Raw genomic sequence first — 16,140 nt, 5'->3', positions numbered from 1 at the left:
GTTATAGTCTCGTGGGCTCGGAGATGTGTATAAGAGACAGGTGCTGGAGCGGATGGCCGGGGGCTGGGTCCCCACCGCGGCGGAGGTTCCCCGCTGGGTCTGGTTCGAGAACCGGGAGCTTGTGACGATGGAGCCCAACCCCGCCGGCAGTGGACCGGAGGTGATGCGCCTCGCCCCCGCCGGTTGGGCGGCGCTGGGCCGCCAGCCGGGCTGAGCGGCGGCCCATAAAAAGCGGGCAACAAAAAAGGGAGGCCGAAGCCTCCCCTTTTCTTTCTTGGCGACCGGTTCCGCTTACTTCGGAACCTTGCCCTGCACACCCTCGACGTACCAGTCCATCTTCAGGATCTGCTCGTCGGTGGCCTGCTTGCCCTCGGCGATCACGACCTTGCCGGACTGGTCCTTCACCGGGCCTTGGAAGGAGTGGCGCTTGCCTTCCATGATGTCGGTGCGGGTCTTCTCGGCCGCCGCGACGACATCCGCCGGGAGCGCCGGGTTGTAGGGGGCCAGGAACAGCATGTGGTCCTTGAAGCCGCCCCAGGTGTCCTGCGACTTCCAGGAACCGTCCAGAGCCGCCTTGACGCGGTTCACATAATACTCACGCCAGTCGTCGACGATGGCGGTCAGGTGCGCCTTCGGGCCGAAGCGGGTCATGTCCGACGACTGGCCGAACACCCACAGGCCACGCTCCTGCGCGACCTGAATGGCCGCCGGGCTGTCAGTGTGCAGCGAGATCACGTCGGCGCCCTGGTCGATCAGGGCCTTGGCGGCCTCGGCTTCCTTGCCGGGGTCGTACCAGCTGTTCACCCAGACGACGCGGACCTCGGCCTTCGGGTTCACCTCGCGCATGGCGATGGTGAAGGCGTTGATGCCGCTGACCACCTCGGGGATCGGGAAGGAGCCGATGTAGCCGATGATGTTCGACTTGGTCATCTTGCCGGCGATCTGGCCGATGACCGTGCGGGCCTCGTAGAAGCGCGCGGAATAGGTGGCGACGTTGGCTGAGCGCTTGTAGCCGGTGGCGTGCTCGAACTTCACGTCGGGATGGCGCTGCGCGACCTTCAGCGTCGGGTTCATGAAGCCGAAGGAGGTCGTGAAGATCAGCTTGTGGCCGGAGGAGGCGAGCTGCTCGATCACGCGCTCGGCGTCGGCGCCCTCGGGCACGTTCTCGACGAAGGTGGTGGTGACCTTGTCGCCCAGCTCCTTCTCCACGGCCAGACGGCCCTGGTCGTGCTGGTAGCTGTAGCCGTGGTCGCTGATCGGACCGACATAGACGAAGCCGACCTTCATCTTCTCCTGCGCGTCGGCCGCGCCGACGCCCAGCGCCAGCATGGCGGCGCCGGTGGCCAGACCCATCAGGGCCTTGCCCATGGTCCTTCTGTTCACGTGTTTGCTCCCTGATCCAATTGATTGCGCACGAACGTAAGACTTGCAAACATCCCGGAGCCCGTCAGGCGTCGGCCCATCAGGCATCGGGATGGAAAACCTTCCCGAGGCTGGCCGGCGCGTTCAGCCGGATTCGGGCGACATCGCGTGAAATCACCACCAGGACGATGACGGTAGCCAGATAAGGCAGCATCGACAAGAGTTGTGACGGAATGTCAATTCCCAGCCCCTGGACGTGGAGCTGCGCAATGGTCACCCCGCCGAACAGCCAGGCGCCAAGCAGCACACGGCCCGGCTTCCAGGTGGCGAAGACCACCAGCGCCAGCGCGATCCAGCCGCGCCCTGAGGAGATTCCCTCCGCCCACATCGGGGTGTAGTCGAGCGACAGAAAGGCCCCGGCCATGCCGCTCATCGCGCCGCCGAACAGCACGGCGAGGAAGCGGATGCGGATGACCTTGTAGCCGAGCGCGTGGGCCGCCGCGTGGTTCTCGCCGACCGCGCGCAGGATCAGCCCCTTGCGCGTCGCGTAGAGGAACCAGTGCACCGCCGGCACCGCCGCCAGCGCCAGATAGACCAGCGCGTCCTGCCCGAACAGCGCCTTGCCGATCACCGGCAGGTCGGTCAGGCCGGGGATGTAGAGTTCCGGCACGTCGGCGATGGGGATGCCGACGAAGCCCTGCCCGATCAGCGCCGACAGGCCGACGCCGAACAGCGTCAGCGCGAGGCCGGTCGCCACCTGGTTGGCGAGCAGAAGCAGGGTCAGCACGCCGAACAGCGCCGCCATCCCCGCCCCCGCCGCCGCACCGGCGATGAAGCCCAGCGTGGAGCTGCCGGTCTGGACCGCCACGGCGAAGCCGCAGACGGCGCCTACCAGCATCATGCCCTCGACGCCGAGGTTCAGGACGCCGGACTTCTCCACCACCAGCTCGCCCAGCGCGGCGAACAGCAGCGGCGTGGCGGCGGCCAGCATGGCCGCGAGGATCGGGCCGAGAAGGGCCAGTTCGGCGCTCATGCCGCGGCCCTCCCCACCACAGTCCCTGTGGCCCGTTTCGCGCCGAAGCGCACGCGGTAGCGGATCAGCACGTCGGTCGCCAGCAGGAAGAACAGCAGCATGCCCTGGAACACGCCGGTGATGGCCTTGGGCAGTCCGAGCGCGATCTGCGCCGCCTCACCGCCGATGAAGGACAGGGCCATCAGGAAGCCGGCCAGCAGGATGCCCACCGGGTGCAGCCGCCCCAGGAAGGCGACGATGATGGCGGTGTAGCCGTAGCCGGGGGAGATGGTCGGATTCATCTGGCCGATCGGCCCGGCGACCTCGCCCAGACCGGCCAGACCGGCCAGCGCGCCGGACAGCAGCAGCGTCAGCCAGATGATCTTCTTCTGGTTGAAGCCGGCGTAGCCCGCGGCCGTCGGGGTCAGGCCGATGACCTTGATCTGGAAGCCGATGAAGGTGCGCGCCATCAGGAACCAGCCCGCCGCCACCGCCAGCAGGGCGAACAGCGACCCCAGATGCACGCGCGTCCCGGCGACCAGCAGCGGCAGCACCGCGTCGGCCTCGAACAGGCGGGATTCCGGAAAGGCGAAGCCGTCCGGGTCGCGGTAGGGGCCGTGCATCAGGTAGTTCAGCAGATGCAGCGCCACATAGTTCAACATCAGGCTGGTCAGGATCTCGCTGGCATTGAAGCGCACCCGCAGGAAGGCGGGGATCGCCGCCCACAAGGCGCCGCCGGCCATGCCCGCGACGATCATCAGCGGCAGCAGCCACCAGCCGCCCTCGCCGTAGAAGGCCAGCGCCAGACCGCCCCCAGTGATGGCGCCGAGCGTGAGCTGCCCTTCGGCCCCGATGTTCCAGACGTTGGCGCGGAAGCCGATGGCGAGGCCGATGGCGCAGAGCACCAAGGGGGTCGCCTTCACCGCCAGCTCACCGAGGCCGCGCAGCGACATCAGCGGCGCGATGAAGAAGGCGTGCAGCGCCTTCACCGGGTCGAAGCCCATCGCCCAGAACAGCAGGAAGCCGCTGACGAGCGTGAGCGCGACCGCCAGCAGCGGCGTGGCGTAGACCATCGCGCGCGACGCCTCGCCGCGGGGTTCGAGACGGAGGAGGGTCATGCCCGCACCTTGCCGAGGATTGCCCCCTCTCCCCTCCGCTCACGCGCAAACAGAGTTTGCGCTGGCGCGGCAGGCGGACCAAAGGTCCGCCGGGAGCGGGGAGAGGGTTGGGGTGAGGGGGTTGCGCAGGGCGCGGCGTTCGGCAAAAGGGCATCCCCCTCACCCTTCCCTCTCCCCAGAGGGGAGAGGGGATAAAGCGTCGGTCCCATCACTCCTCATCCTCGTCGGGCGGGTGGTTGAAGAGGCCGCCCATCAGCAGGCCGATCTCCTCCACACTGGTGTGGTGGGTGGGGCGACTTTCGGACAAATGGCCGTGGAACAGCACGGCGATGCGGTCGCTCAGCACGAACAGCTCGTCCAGGTCCTGGCTGATCACCAGGACGGCCGCACCCGCCCGCGCGAGGTCGATCAGCGCCCGGTGGATCGCCGCCGCCGCGCCTGCGTCCACGCCCCAGGTCGGCTGGCCGACCACCAGCAAGCGCGGCTTCTGCAGGATCTCGCGGCCGATGATGAATTTCTGGAGATTGCCGCCCGACAGCGACCGCGCTTCCGCCCGGTGGCCGTGGGTGACCACGTTGAAGGCGCCGATGATCCGCTCGGCGTAGGAGCGGGCACGCCCGAAATGCACCAGCCCGCTGCGCACCAGCGGCTCGCGGGCGTAGCCGGAGAGCAGCGCGTTCTCCGACAGGCTCAGCTCCGGCACGGCGCCACGGCCCAGCCGTTCCTCCGGCACGAAGGCAAGGCCGAGCAGGCGCCGCTCGCGCGGGCCGAGATGCCCGGCGGGCCGCCCCTCGATGGCGACCGATGCCGGGTCGGGCACCAGCGCCTCGCCGCTCAGCGCGGCCATCAGCTCCGCCTGCCCGTTGCCGGCGACACCGGCGATGCCCAGGATCTCGCCGGCCCGCACCTCGAACGACACGTCCTTCAGGTTGGTGGCGAAGGGGTTGTCGGAGGTGGTGGAAAGATGCCGCACCTGGAGCTTCGGTGCCCCGGCCTCCCCCTGTGGCAACCGCTCCGGAGTCGACAGCTCGGTGCCGATCATCATCTCGGCGAGGCTGCGCGCCGTCTCCCGGCGTGGGTCGCAGCTTCCGACCACGCGCCCGCCGCGCAGCACCGTGGCGGTGTCGCAGAGCGCGCGGATCTCCTCCAGCTTGTGGCTGATGTAGAGGATCGTGCAGCCCTCCGCCGCCAAACGGCGCAAAGTCTCGAACAGGCGGGTCGCCTCCTGCGGCGTCAGGACCGAGGTCGGCTCGTCCATGATCAGCAGCTTGGGGTCCTGGAGCAGGCAGCGCACGATCTCCACCCGCTGCCGCTCGCCGACCGACAGGTTGTGGACGTGGCGGCGCGGGTCCAGCGACAGGCCGTAACGCTCCGATACCTCGGCGATGCGCGCCGACAGCGCGTCCATCGGACCGGGCTGGTCGAGGCCGAGCGAGATGTTTTCGGCGACCGTCAGCGTGTCGAACAGGGAGAAATGCTGGAACACCATCCCGATGCCCAGCCGGCGCGCGCCCGCCGGATCGGGGATGTGGGTGTCATGCCCGTTCCACAGGATCTGGCCGGCGTCGGCGTGGAGCACGCCGTAGATGATCTTCACCAGCGTCGACTTGCCGGCGCCGTTCTCGCCCAGCAGCGCGTGGATCTCCCCCGGCCGGAGGACGAGATCGACCTGATCGTTCGCCAGGCAGCCCGGAAAGCGCTTGGTGATGCCGCGCAGTTCGAGCCGGTGCGGAGGGGATGACACGGATGGGGAATCCAAGGAGGCGGACCGGGTAGGAGTGAAGTCGGCGGGGCATTGCCAAAGCCATGCCACTTTCGGAGAGTCTTGCCCGTCAAGGCTGTTCGCCGTCAACAGGGGAAGCGATTGCCCAGCCTGCGGTCATTCGCCCCGTTTCGGGCGCCTGTCGCAGCCCAACAAAGCGGCAGATGACCCAACAATTCAGCAGTTGCTTCGCACACGGACAGATGCCACGCCGCCGCACGGTTGACAAGAGGCCGCCGTCGTCATCAGCTATGGAAAGGGCCGCCACTTCCGGCGGCCTTTGCTTATGGAGCTTTTGGAATGAACCGCAAGTCGATGCTCGGCGATCCGCCACCGATCCGAATCACCCCTCAGGATCTCGGGCGCCTCGACGTCCTTCTCGCCCATCTCAGCCGACCCGCCGGCGTCATCGACTTCCTCCAGCGCGAGGTCGACCGCGCCAATGTCGCGGATTTCCCCGATAGCGGCGGCACGCCCTTCGTCCGGCTCGGCAGCCGGGTCACATTCGCGGACGACCGGGGCACGCGGCACACCGCCACACTCATCACACCGGACGAAGCGACCCGGCGCCAGGACGGCATCTCGATCCTGACCCCGGTGGGCGCCGCCCTGCTCGGCCTGTCCGAGGGGCAATCCATCGCCTACGGCACGCTCGACGGCCGCACCAAGTCGGTGCAGGTCCTGCGGATCGATCCTCCGGCGGCCTGACAGCCCGTCTGACGGTCCATCGACCACGGCTTGCACCGTGGCGCGTCCGCGGAAAAGGCGGACGCGCCATGCAAGGGCATACCCCTCGCCACCCTTGCCTCCCCTGCCCCCTTCGCCCAACTATCGGGGACTTGAACGGGACAATCGGAGCAAGGGCATGACGGCGGAACAGGCGGGCTACGCGATCCTGGAGGACCGGGGCGTCATCGCGGTCGCGGGCGAGGACCGGGCGGCCTTCCTGCAAGGGCTGGTATCCAACGACGTGCGCCGCGTCGCAGCGGACCGCGCCGTCTACGCCCTGTTCCTGACCCCGCAGGGCAAGTTCCTGCACGACTTCCGCATCGCCGAATCGGACGGCGCCCTTCTGCTCGACCCCGAGACGGAGCGGCGCGAGGAATTCCTGCGCCGCCTGAAGATGTACAAGCTGCGCTCCAAGATCACCCTGGAGGACCGCGCCGGCGCCATGCTGGCCGTCGTCCTGTTCGGCGGCGACGCGCTTGCGCGGCTGGGTTTGCCGGAGGAGGTCGGGGCCGCGATCCCCTTCGCGGGCGGCGTCGCCTTCACCGACCCGCGCCTGCCGGCGCTGGGCGCCCGCGCCTTCCTGCCGCGCGAGGGCGCCGCGGCGGCGCTGGAGGCGGCGGGCTTCGTTCCGCGCAGCGCGGAGGACTACGACCGGCTGCGCCTGTCGCTCGGCGTTCCGGAGGGCAGCCGCGACCTCACTCCGGACAAGGCGCTGCCGCTGGAGAACGATCTGGACGACCTCAACGCCATCTCCTGGGACAAGGGCTGCTACATGGGGCAGGAATTGACCGCCCGCACCAAGTACCGCGCCCTGATCAAGAAGAAGCTGTTCCCGGTGACGCTGGAGGGCCCCCTGCCCGCCCCCGGCACGCCGGTGACGCTGGAGGGCAAGGAGGTCGGCGAGATCCGCAGCGGCCATGGCTCCACGGCGCTTGCCTTGTTGCGACTGGAAGACATCACCCGTGCGGGGCAAGACGGATTGATCTTGACAGCCGGAGAGGCCACAGTCACTCCGGCAAAGCCAGTCTGGGCAAGCTTTTGAGTTCTTCGCGACTTTTATTCCCGAAACTTGCACGGACTAGCCGAAAGATTTTTTCGATTTTCCGCGTGACCATTCCCGCCGAGGCCCTGTTGTCGAACTGCCTTACCGAGACAAACCAAGGCACTCGACAGAAACGCCGAAACACGGAGAGGAGTGAGTTATGCGTAGGGAAATCATCGCGGCTGCGTCCGTCCTGGCGCTGATGACCGGCACGGCGATGGCGCAGACCACGTCACCGACCACCGGCAGCCCCACCACCGGCGCCCCGACCGCGACCGAGATGAACAAGAGCGGCAGCGCCACCACCGGCAGCGCTTCCGGCCTGACCGGCGGCACGCTTGCCAGCGCCGAGAGCATGATGGGCAAGAACGTCTACGGCACCGACAACGAGAAGGTCGGCGAGGTCGAGGACATCATCCTCGACAGCAACGGCCAAGCCCGTCAGCTCGTGATCTCCTCGGGCGGCTTCCTCGGCATCGGCGAAAAGCAGATCGCCGTGGACATCGGCAACGCCAACTGGGATGCCCAGCAGGAGCGCGTCCAGCTCTCGGGCATGACCCGCGACCAGGTGAAGGAGATGCCGGAGTTCGAATACTCCGACACCACCACCTCGCTGAACCGCAACAAGGACAAGGCCGGCGACACGGTGAACGGCGCGGCGAGCCGCTCCTCCACTGGCACCTCCGGCACCATGACCGCCCCGGGCGGAGCCACCGGCACGCCGCCGGCCGCCCCGTCGGGCACCGGCCAATAACTGCCGGTTCGGTCATGAAAAGCCCCCGCGGCCAAGCGTCGCGGGGGCTTTTCCCTGTTCGGAGTCGTGCTTACGGACGCGCGACGTGCCAGACGTTGTTGACGCCGTCGCCGGTGGTGTCGCCCGGCTTGCCGTCCTTCGCCCAGCCATAGAGCGGCTTGCCCTTGTAGGCCCACTGCATGGAGCCATCGTCGCGGGTGACGACGGAATAGTCGCCCATCGGCTTGGCACCCGCCGGGGCCATCAGCGGCGGCCAGTTGGTGGCGCACTGACCGTTGCAGGCGGACTTACCCCCTGAATCGCGGTCGAAGACGTACAGCGTCATGCCCTTGCTGTCGGTCAGCACGGGGCCGCCGGACGACTGGCCGGTCTTGGCAGGCATGGCGCCCTGCGCGAAGGCGGACGGTGCCGCGAGGCCGAGCGCCAGCGTGATCGCCGCGGCAGCGGTGAAACGGGTGAAGCGGTGCATGGACGGAACCTCCCTGTCGTATGGGGCGGGCAATCGGACCCGGCCCTCACTGACAGGACGCCCGTCGCGGCGCTTTATTCCGTCCCCACCCGAAGGATGATCAGGCCCGCAGCAGATCGACGAAACGGCGGCAGGCGGCGATGTCAACGCGCAGGGCGGCGCGGCGTTTGGTCGCCTCCGGATCCTCGCCCCAGGCTTCGATCTGGAAGGTCTCGTCGAGCTGCGATACCTCGAACGCCTCCTCGGCGTCGATGCGCCCCTCGACCAGCGCCAAGGCGACGATCAAAGAGCCGCAGGAGCCGGTCGCGGTCTGGAGCGCCGACAGCGTCCAGTCGTCGTAGGCCTCCACCGCGTTGCGCAGGGCGCGCAGCGCCTCGGGCGGCTGCGGCTTGGGCATCAGCCCAGCGTTGACGTGCAGCGGCGCGTCGTAGCGCAGCGTCGCCCAGTCGAGCAGCGGCTGCCAGCGCTGCGCCTGCCGCTCCACCAGGTTCCGGGGATGCTCCGCGCGGTAGCAGAGGAGGTCCGTCTCCGCATAGGCGGCCACGCCGTCGACGATGGCGGCGCGCGCCTTGCCGATCAGGTCCACCGCCGTGCTGGCGAGTTGCATCAGCGGCATGCTGTCCGGGGCAATGTCCTCGGGCTGCGCGTCCCATTCGGCGGCGACGGCCTGGGCCAGCGGCCAGCTCGCGAAGACCAGCGGCGCCTTGGCCGGGCTGCGGATCGGGCGGTTGTCCAGGCGCACCTCGAAGCCGCCGCCGGCGGCCTCGTCGACGGAGGCGGTCTTGTAGAAGCGCTTCATCAGGGTCCTTCGAAGTCTCTCTTAACGGTGCAACAGGTCCAGCACGGCGCCGGCCACCGCGCGCCCGCGGTGAACGATGCGGTCGGCCCCGGCGCCCTCCAGCTCGGCCACCGCGTGATAGCCCCAGGAGACGCCGACCGACGCGACCCGCGCGTTGCGGGCCATCTGAATGTCGTAGGTGGTGTCGCCGATCACAACCGTCCGCGCCGCCTCCACCCCGGTTTCGGCCAGGGCGCGGTAGACCATGTCGGGGTGCGGCTTGCCGGGACCGATGTCGCTGGTCTGGAGCGTGACGAAACGGTGCGCCAGCCCGTGGTGGGCCAGCACGGCGTCCAGTCCACGGCGCGACTTGCCGGTCGCCACGCCGAGCAGCACGCCCTCAGCCTCCAGCGCGTCCAGCGTGTCGCGCAGGCCGGGGAACAGCGGCTCTTGCAGGTCGCCGCGGTGGCGCAGCGCCGCGAAGGCGTCCTTGTAGCTTTCCGCGACGGCCACATGGCGCTCGGTATCGAGGTTCGGCAGCAGTTGCGACACCGCCTGCACCAGCGGCAGCCCGACCATGCGGCGCACCTCCAGCGGGTCCGGCTCGCCCAGCCCGTGGGCGGCCCAAGCGGTGGTCATGGCGTCGATGATGGCGAACTGGCTGTCCACCAGCGTGCCGTCGCAATCGAACAGGGCCAGCCGCAGGGGACGGGCATTCTCTGAGCTGCTCACGGGCATCGCCTCCGGGACGCGGGTCGTACCGGACTTATGCGGCTCGCATTGGGAAAGCGCAACTCACTTTGCCGGCTGCGACACCGGGGAGCGCCAATGGAGCAGGTGGACCGCCCCGCCCAGCAGCAGGCCCCAGAAGGCCGAGCCCACCCCGGCGAAGGACAGGCCGGAGGCGGTGACCAGCATGGTGACCAGCGCGGCGGTGCGGTTCGCCTCCACCTGCACGGCGCCCATCAGGGCGGAGCCGAAGGCGCCGACCAGTGCCAGCCCGGCCACCGCCTCGATCAGGATCGGCGGGGAGCGGGTGACCATCACCGCCGTGACCCCGGCCAGCCCTGCGAACAGGATGTAGCCGATGCCGCCGACGAAGGCGGCCTGCCAGCGCCGCGCCGGATTGGGGTCGGCGTCCGGGCTGGCGCAGAGCGCCGCGGTGATCGCCGCGAGGTTGACGGTCGGAGCACCGCCCAGCGCCGTCAGGGCGGAAGCCGCCCCCGTCGCCAGGAAGATCGGACGGGTCGGCGGCGCGTAGTTGTAGGTCGCCAGAACGGCAAGGCCGGGGATGTTCTGCGACGCCATGGTGACGACGAACAGCGGCAGGGCGATGCCGACCATTGCCTCCCAGGTGAACACCGGCTGGACGAAGGTCACGCTCGGCCACAGCGCGCCGAACAGCGCCGCCCCGCCGGCCAAACCGCCGGAGGAGTCCAGCGCCATCGCCCCCAGCGCCACCGCCACCGCGGCGGGCACGGCGTAGAGACGCGCCACCCGCCCCACCACCGCCCAGGTCGCCAGCACCAGCAGCGCCATCCCCGGCGCCTGCGACACCGCCAGGAAGGGGGCCAAGCACAGCTTCAGCAGGATGCCCGCCAGCATGCCGTTGGCCAGTGGCTTCGGAATCGCCGCGATCCAGCGGCCGAGCGGCGACCACAGCCCGGCCAGGACGATCAGCACGCCGGTCACCACGAAAGCCCCCACCGCGGCGGGGAACCCACCCTCCACCGCGCCGGTGGCGGCCAGCAGCGCCATGCCCGGCGTCGTCCAGGCGATGCTGATCGGCTTGCGCCGGTGCAGGCTGAGACCCATCGCCGTCAGCCCCATGGCGAATCCGACCAGGACGAGGCCCGACACCACCTGCTCCGTGCCGGCACCCACCGCGGTCAGGCCATGGATGACGACCGCCACCGAACTGGCGTAGCCGACCAGGGCCGCCAGCAGGCCGGCTCCGAGAGCGCGCAGGGAAAGCCCCGTCGAAAGGCCCGTCGCCGGGACGGTGTCGGAAGAGGACATGGCGCGAAACCCTCCATCGGGGATGCAGAACGATAGGAACGGTGATAGATTGGATCCAATATCCTGGCAAGGGGAGATCACGCATGGCGGTCAACGACGGGCTGTCGCGCCTCGTGGCACGCGCGCAGCCGCGCCACCGCACCACCACGGAGTTTGTGGAGGCGACGCTGCGCGAGGCGATCCTGACCGGGGTCATCGCGCCGGGCACGCCACTGCGACAGGAGGAGCTGGCGGAAACCTTCGGGGTCAGCCGCATGCCGGTGCGCGAGGCGCTGCGTCAACTGGAGGCGCGGGCGCTGGCCGAGTTCCACCCGCACCGCGGGGCGGTCGTCGCGGAAATCTCGGCGGCGGACGGCGCCGACATCGGGGCGATCCGCATGGCTCTGGAGCCGATGGCGCTGCGCCTGTCGCTGCCCGGCCTGACGGCGGCGGACCTTGATCAGGCGGAAGAGTTGATCGCGGAGATGGACGGGGAGGCCGATCCCGGCCGCATGGGCGAGCTGAACCGGCGCTTCCACATGACGCTTTACGCGCGGGCCGGACGCCCCCGGCTGCTGGCGCTGACGGAGCAGCATCTGCTGGCCGCCGACCGCTACCTGCGCTTCCAGTTCGCGGCGCTGGGCTATCGGCCGCGGTCGCAGGATGAGCACCGCGCGCTGCTGGCGGCGTGCCGGGCGGGGGACGCGGATGCGGCCTGCCGGCTGGTCACCGAGCATGTCGGGCAGGCGGCGGAGCAGCTTACGGCGTTTCTGGAGGGGCGCGAAGCGGGGTAAACCCCCGCCCCTACTCGACCCCCTCGAACGGATCGCCCTTCAGGCTGGCGCTGAAGCCCAGATACTTCCAGGTCGTCAGCATGTGGTCGGGCAGCGGCGCCGTCACGTCGATCATCCGGTTGCCGCCGCGCGGGTGCGGCAGGATCAGGCGGCGGGCGTGCAGGTGCAGCTTCTTCTGGACCTCGGCGCCCGGCAGATAGGCCCCCTGCCCGGCATACTTGCCGTCGCCAAGGATCGGCGTACCGATGGCGTTCATGTGGACGCGGAGCTGGTGGGTGCGGCCGGTGCGCGGCCACATGGCGACGAAGGCCGCCTGCTTGCCCAGATTCTCCAGCACCGAGTAGTAAGTGACGGCGCGCTTGCCGTCGTCCTCGTCGCCGGCTACCCGCTCGCCCTGCGGCCCGCCTTCCTTGGCCAGCGCGAGGTCGATCTTGCCCTGGTAGGGCTTCGGCACGCCGACCGTGGCGGCCCAGTAGATCTTGCGCACGTCGCGGCCGCGGAACTGCTCCGTCAGCTTGGACGCTGCGAAGGTGTTGCGCGCCAGCAGCAGGACGCCCGAGGTGTCCTTGTCCAGCCGGTGCACCAGCTTCGGCCGCTCCTTCGCGTCGAAGCGCAGGGCGTCCAGCATGGCGTCGAGATGCTTGGTGGTGTTGGTGCCGCCCTGAACGGCCAGCCCGGCCGGCTTGTTCAGCGCGATGACATCGCCGTCCTTGAAGAGAACCAGCGCCTGAAGCGCCGCGATGTCCTTGTCCGACATGGCCGGCTTCTTCGGCGCGGGGGCCGCGGCGGCGGCCTCCGGCTTGGCCCAGTCGGCCAGCGGCGGGATGCGGATGGACTGGCCGGCGGCGAGCCGGGTCGAGGTCTCCGCCCGCTTGCCGTCCACGCGGATCTGGCCGGTGCGCAGCAGCTTCTGCAGATAGCCGTGCCCCACGTCGGGGAAATGGCGCTTGAACCAGCGGTCGAGGCGAACGTCGGCCTCGTCGGACGTCACGGTCCGGGTTTCCACGCTGGGGGTTTTGTTCTCACTCATCAAACGGGCACCGAAACAAGAGAACGCACGACCGCGAGGCCGGCAAAGAAACCCGCGATGGTCAGCACCATCGAGGCCAGGATGTAACCCGCCGCCGCCGGTAGGGCGTTCCGCTCCACCAGCAGCCCGACGTCGAGCGTGAAGGAGGAGAAGGTCGTGAATCCCCCCAGCACCCCGACCATCAGCAGCGCCCGCAGCTCCGGCGACGGCGACCACACCAGCGCGGCCAGCTCCGCCAGCGCGCCCATGGTGAAGCAGCCGACGGCGTTCACGATCAGCGTCCCGTAGGGAAACTGCGTGCCCAGCCAATGGCCGACCGCCGTCATCAGAAGATAGCGCGCCATGGACCCGACGGCACCACCGACGGCGACCGCGGCGAGCGTGGACGGTGATGCGATCACGGAACCTCCGGAGCGGATGGGACGACGGGCATCCCGAGCGGATTAGAGCCAGAATTGCGGCGGCTTGTCACGCGCCGGGCGCAGGAAGCCCCGCATTCCGGTCGCCGACCCCGAAGATCCAGCCCTCCTGCCGCCGCGTCCGCGCGTCCATCGCCGGCGGGCTCCACACCGTCTCCCGCCCGGCCAGCCAGCGCAGCCCCGCCGCGGAAACCAGCGCGTCCGCGTCATGGTCGGTCACCGCGCCGGACAAGCCGGCGGGCGGCGCGCCGAGGGCGGCCAGCGCGGCATCCACCGCCGCCCCGTCGCGGATCTTGCGCAGACCGAAGCCGGCGCGGATCAGGAACAGACGCGGGTAGATCTCGCAGAAGACGGTGCGCCCCGGCAACGGCGGGTCGAAGGGCCAGACGGCCACTTGGTCCGGCGCCGCTTGCTTCAGCGCGCGCAGCATGCGCATTCCGGCCAGCCCGCCCTTCCCCACCTGCTTGGCGCCGATCAGCTTGTAGGGGCTCTGCGGGCTGCCATAGCCGTCGGCGCGGCACACCCGCTCGGTCAGCCGGTGCGGGTCGCGGTACCAGTCCGGCTGCATCCCGGCGCGCCAGAAATCCGCGCCATAGTCGGGATGGGCCGCGAAGCCGCCCCCGATGAAATCCGGTTCCGCCCCGGCCACCGCCTCTACCCGGTCCCACAAATCGAAGGCCGTCGCCGCCTCGGGGTCGGGGAAGTAGCGCCCGGCGACGTCGAAGGGCAGCGAGAAGGCGCAGTCGATGCCGACCAGCGCCGGCCCGCGCGCCAGGCCATCCAGCAGCCAGTCGAACACGGCGGAGCGTGACCAGAGGCGGTCCATCGGCGCAACGATCCGGGGCGGCCCCTCGGCGCCGCATTCCGCCACCGCTACCCCGGCGTAGCGCCTGCCGGCGGCGCCCGACCAGTCGATGGCGATGAAGCGCCCCAGCTCCGGCACCGCGCCGCCCGTCGTCATTCCTGATCGCCCCAATCCAATTTCACGATGCTGAAAACGGAACGTCCGACTGTCAGCGCAGGATCATTGCACTGGAGTATCGCCATGCCCACCCTCAAGATCGCCGGACTGCTCATCGTCGGTTTGCTCTTGTCCACCGCCCCGGCGCGGAGCGCTCCCTGCCTGGAAATCCAAAGCGTCCGGCTTTCCGCCGATCCCGAACGCAACATGGCGGGGGGCGGGCGTCTCGCGCGACACATTCTGGGCGTGGTGCCACCGCCCAAGGCCGGGCAGAGCGTCGGCATGCCGATGTTCGCCGACCGCCGGGCCTGGGATGCGGCATGGCAGGCCTTGACCGGCAATCCGGGACAATTGCTGTGCGACCACGAACTTGGCAGCAGCCAATACGGCAAGACGCTGAGCGTTCAGGTCCCCTCGATGCGGTGCGAAGAAGCCGACGGCGCGGGGCGCTGCGTTCGCGCGCAGCCCTTCACGAGCGAAACCGTGACCTATGTGTTCGAGGTTTCCGGTCCGCCGGAGGCGCCGGCCTGGATTCTGGGAACCGCCTATCCGAAACCGTGAAACCCGCCTACTCGTCCCCGTCCACGGCTTTGCGTTCGCGCAGGCGCGCCCAGTAATCCTGGCGCTTCTTGATCTCGCGCTCGAAGCCGCGCTCCACCGGCTGGTAGAAGGCGCGCCGCGCCATGCCCTCCGGGAAGTAGTTCTGGCCGGAGAAACCGTCCGCCGTGTCGTGGTCGTATTCGTAGTCCTTGCCGTAGCCGATCTGCTTCATCAGCTTCGTCGGGGCGTTCAGGATGTGCTTGGGCGGCATCAGGCTGCCGGTTTCCTTGGCGGCGCGCACCGCGCTCTTGTAGGCGGTGTAGCCGGCGTTCGACTTGGGCGCTGTCCCCAGATAGATGACGAGCTGGGCGATGGCGAGTTCGCCCTCCGGGCTGCCCAGCCGCTCGTAGGCCTCCCAGGCTGCGGTGGCCTGCGCCAGCGCGTTGGGGTCGGCCATGCCGATGTCCTCCACCGCGAAGCGCGTCAGCCGGCGGGCGATGTAGCGCGGGTCCTCGCCGCCCTCCAGCATGCGGGCGTACCAGTAGAGCGCCGCGTCGGTGTCGGAGCCGCGCAGCGACTTGTGCAGCGCGCTGATGAGGTTGTAATGCCCCTCCTGCGCCTTGTCGTAGAGCGGGGCGCGGCGCTGGATGGCGGTGGCGAGCGCGTTGTTGTCGAGAAGCGCGCCGTCTTCCGGAACCGGCAGGGCGAACAGCTCCTCGCAGAGGTTCAGGCAAAAGCGCCCGTCGCCGTCGGCCATCGCCTTCAGCGCGGATCGGGCGTCCGGCGTCAGCGGCAGCGGACGGCCCATCTCCGCCTCGGCCCGCGACAGCAGCTTTTCCAGCGCCGCGTCGTCGAGCCGGTTCAGCACGAAGACCTGGGCGCGGGACAGAAGCGCCGCGTTCAGCTCGAAGGACGGATTCTCGGTGGTGGCGCCGACCAGCGTGACGGTGCCGTCCTCCACATAGGGCAGGAAGCCGTCCTGCTGGGAGCGGTTGAAGCGGTGGATCTCGTCGATGAACAGCAGCGTGCCCTGCCCGGCCGCGCGCCGTGCCCGGGCGGCGTCGAAGACCTTGCGCAGGTCGGCCACGCCAGAGAAGACCGCCGACAGCGGCTCGAAATGCAGGTCGGTGGACAGGGCCAGCAAGCGCGCGATGGTCGTCTTGCCGCAGCCGGGCGGCCCCCACAGGATCATGGAGGCCAGCCGGCGCGCGGCGACCATGCGGCCCAGCGGCCCGTCGGGCTTCAGCAGATGCTCCTGCCCGACGACCTCGCCGAGGCTGCGCGGGCGCAGCCGGTCGGCCAGCGGGCGCGGGGCGCCCGCCTCGAACAGGCCACCGGTGGCGCCGGAGTCGCCGCGCTTGCTCATCGTTGA

Annotated in this window: 18 protein-coding genes; 6 read left to right on the top strand and 12 right to left on the bottom strand. The window is 69.5% G+C overall.

The features are described 5' to 3' along the window. The first annotated feature begins 25 nt into the window (after positions 1–25). Positions 26–214, top strand: a complete 189-nt coding sequence (locus Q4I23_RS08655) for a hypothetical protein (RefSeq protein ID WP_498525941.1) — start codon at positions 26–28, stop codon at positions 212–214. A gap of 77 nt (positions 215–291) precedes the next feature. Here Q4I23_RS08655 and Q4I23_RS08650 read toward each other — a convergent pair whose 3' ends face one another. The 4 genes from Q4I23_RS08650 to Q4I23_RS08635 all read right to left on the bottom strand — a co-directional run bounded on the left by Q4I23_RS08650 (position 292) and on the right by Q4I23_RS08635 (position 5,236). Then, on the bottom strand, positions 292–1,368 hold the full coding sequence (locus Q4I23_RS08650; protein ID WP_014240078.1) for a BMP family ABC transporter substrate-binding protein: 1,077 nt from the start codon (positions 1,366–1,368) through the stop codon (positions 292–294). A 94-nt stretch (positions 1,369–1,462) separates the two neighbouring features. After that, a complete protein-coding gene (locus Q4I23_RS08645) occupies positions 1,463–2,395 on the bottom strand; it encodes an ABC transporter permease (RefSeq protein WP_498525940.1) in 933 nt (310 codons plus the stop codon). Next, positions 2,392–3,492, bottom strand: coding sequence for an ABC transporter permease (locus tag Q4I23_RS08640; RefSeq protein WP_498525939.1), 1,101 nt, complete (start codon positions 3,490–3,492; stop codon positions 2,392–2,394). The genes Q4I23_RS08645 and Q4I23_RS08640 overlap by 4 nt, the downstream gene beginning before the upstream one ends. Before the next feature lie 208 nt (positions 3,493–3,700). Then, a complete protein-coding gene (locus Q4I23_RS08635; RefSeq protein ID WP_454018139.1) occupies positions 3,701–5,236 on the bottom strand; it encodes an ABC transporter ATP-binding protein in 1,536 nt (511 codons plus the stop codon). Between the two features lie 318 nt (positions 5,237–5,554). Between Q4I23_RS08635 and Q4I23_RS08630 the strand changes: the two genes are divergently transcribed. From Q4I23_RS08630 to Q4I23_RS08620, 3 genes are all read left to right on the top strand, one after another. Beyond that, entirely contained in the window at positions 5,555–5,962 is a 408-nt protein-coding gene (locus Q4I23_RS08630; RefSeq protein ID WP_498525938.1) for a GreA/GreB family elongation factor, read from the top strand. 157 nt (positions 5,963–6,119) lie between these two features. Continuing rightward, positions 6,120–7,025, top strand: a complete 906-nt coding sequence (ygfZ, locus tag Q4I23_RS08625; protein WP_454018137.1) for a CAF17-like 4Fe-4S cluster assembly/insertion protein YgfZ — start codon at positions 6,120–6,122, stop codon at positions 7,023–7,025. Positions 7,026–7,185: 160 nt separating this feature from the next. Continuing rightward, positions 7,186–7,779 carry a PRC-barrel domain-containing protein gene (locus Q4I23_RS08620; RefSeq protein ID WP_498525937.1) on the top strand — a complete coding sequence of 198 codons (594 nt, stop codon included), beginning with the start codon at positions 7,186–7,188 and terminating at the stop codon, positions 7,777–7,779. A gap of 70 nt (positions 7,780–7,849) precedes the next feature. Here the strand turns inward: Q4I23_RS08620 and Q4I23_RS08615 are convergent, their stop codons facing one another. The 4 genes from Q4I23_RS08615 to Q4I23_RS08600 form a co-directional block, all read right to left on the bottom strand. Further along, the gene (locus tag Q4I23_RS08615; RefSeq protein ID WP_454018135.1) at positions 7,850–8,248 is read right to left on the bottom strand and encodes a COG4315 family predicted lipoprotein; all 399 of its coding nucleotides are present in this window, start codon (positions 8,246–8,248) and stop codon (positions 7,850–7,852) included. Positions 8,249–8,348: 100 nt separating this feature from the next. Further along, entirely contained in the window at positions 8,349–9,047 is a 699-nt protein-coding gene (locus tag Q4I23_RS08610; RefSeq protein ID WP_498525936.1) for an ATP12 family chaperone protein, read from the bottom strand. Between the two features lie 21 nt (positions 9,048–9,068). Beyond that, positions 9,069–9,764, bottom strand: a complete 696-nt coding sequence (locus tag Q4I23_RS08605) for an HAD-IA family hydrolase (protein ID WP_498525935.1) — start codon at positions 9,762–9,764, stop codon at positions 9,069–9,071. Between the two features lie 57 nt (positions 9,765–9,821). Further along, positions 9,822–11,045 carry a benzoate/H(+) symporter BenE family transporter gene (locus Q4I23_RS08600; protein ID WP_498525934.1) on the bottom strand — a complete coding sequence of 408 codons (1,224 nt, stop codon included), beginning with the start codon at positions 11,043–11,045 and terminating at the stop codon, positions 9,822–9,824. Between the two features lie 83 nt (positions 11,046–11,128). On the opposite strand from Q4I23_RS08600, the gene Q4I23_RS08595 reads away from it, so the two are divergent. Further along, the gene (locus tag Q4I23_RS08595) at positions 11,129–11,818 is read left to right on the top strand and encodes a GntR family transcriptional regulator (protein WP_237903841.1); all 690 of its coding nucleotides are present in this window, start codon (positions 11,129–11,131) and stop codon (positions 11,816–11,818) included. 10 nt (positions 11,819–11,828) lie between these two features. Here Q4I23_RS08595 and Q4I23_RS08590 read toward each other — a convergent pair whose 3' ends face one another. From Q4I23_RS08590 to Q4I23_RS08580, 3 genes are all read right to left on the bottom strand, one after another. Further along, complete coding sequence (locus Q4I23_RS08590) at positions 11,829–12,848, bottom strand: RluA family pseudouridine synthase (RefSeq protein ID WP_498525933.1); 1,020 nt, start codon at positions 12,846–12,848, stop codon at positions 11,829–11,831. Beyond that, positions 12,848–13,249, bottom strand: a complete 402-nt coding sequence (gene crcB, locus Q4I23_RS08585; protein ID WP_014240063.1) for a fluoride efflux transporter CrcB — start codon at positions 13,247–13,249, stop codon at positions 12,848–12,850. Before crcB ends, Q4I23_RS08590 begins: the two co-directional genes overlap by 1 nt. A 67-nt stretch (positions 13,250–13,316) precedes the next feature. Further along, positions 13,317–14,228, bottom strand: a complete 912-nt coding sequence (locus tag Q4I23_RS08580) for a hypothetical protein (RefSeq protein WP_498525932.1) — start codon at positions 14,226–14,228, stop codon at positions 13,317–13,319. Positions 14,229–14,312: 84 nt separating this feature from the next. Here Q4I23_RS08580 and Q4I23_RS08575 point away from each other — a divergent pair, with 84 nt between their 5' ends. Then, entirely contained in the window at positions 14,313–14,789 is a 477-nt protein-coding gene (locus tag Q4I23_RS08575; RefSeq protein ID WP_498525931.1) for a hypothetical protein, read from the top strand. Between the two features lie 7 nt (positions 14,790–14,796). Here Q4I23_RS08575 and Q4I23_RS08570 read toward each other — a convergent pair whose 3' ends face one another. Next, a complete protein-coding gene (locus Q4I23_RS08570) occupies positions 14,797–16,134 on the bottom strand; it encodes a replication-associated recombination protein A (protein ID WP_498525930.1) in 1,338 nt (445 codons plus the stop codon). Between the last annotated feature and the right edge of the window lie 6 nt (positions 16,135–16,140).

Source organism: Azospirillum sp. UFLA03-27 (assembly GCF_059803775.1).
This window is presented reverse-complemented; position numbering and strand designations above follow the sequence as displayed.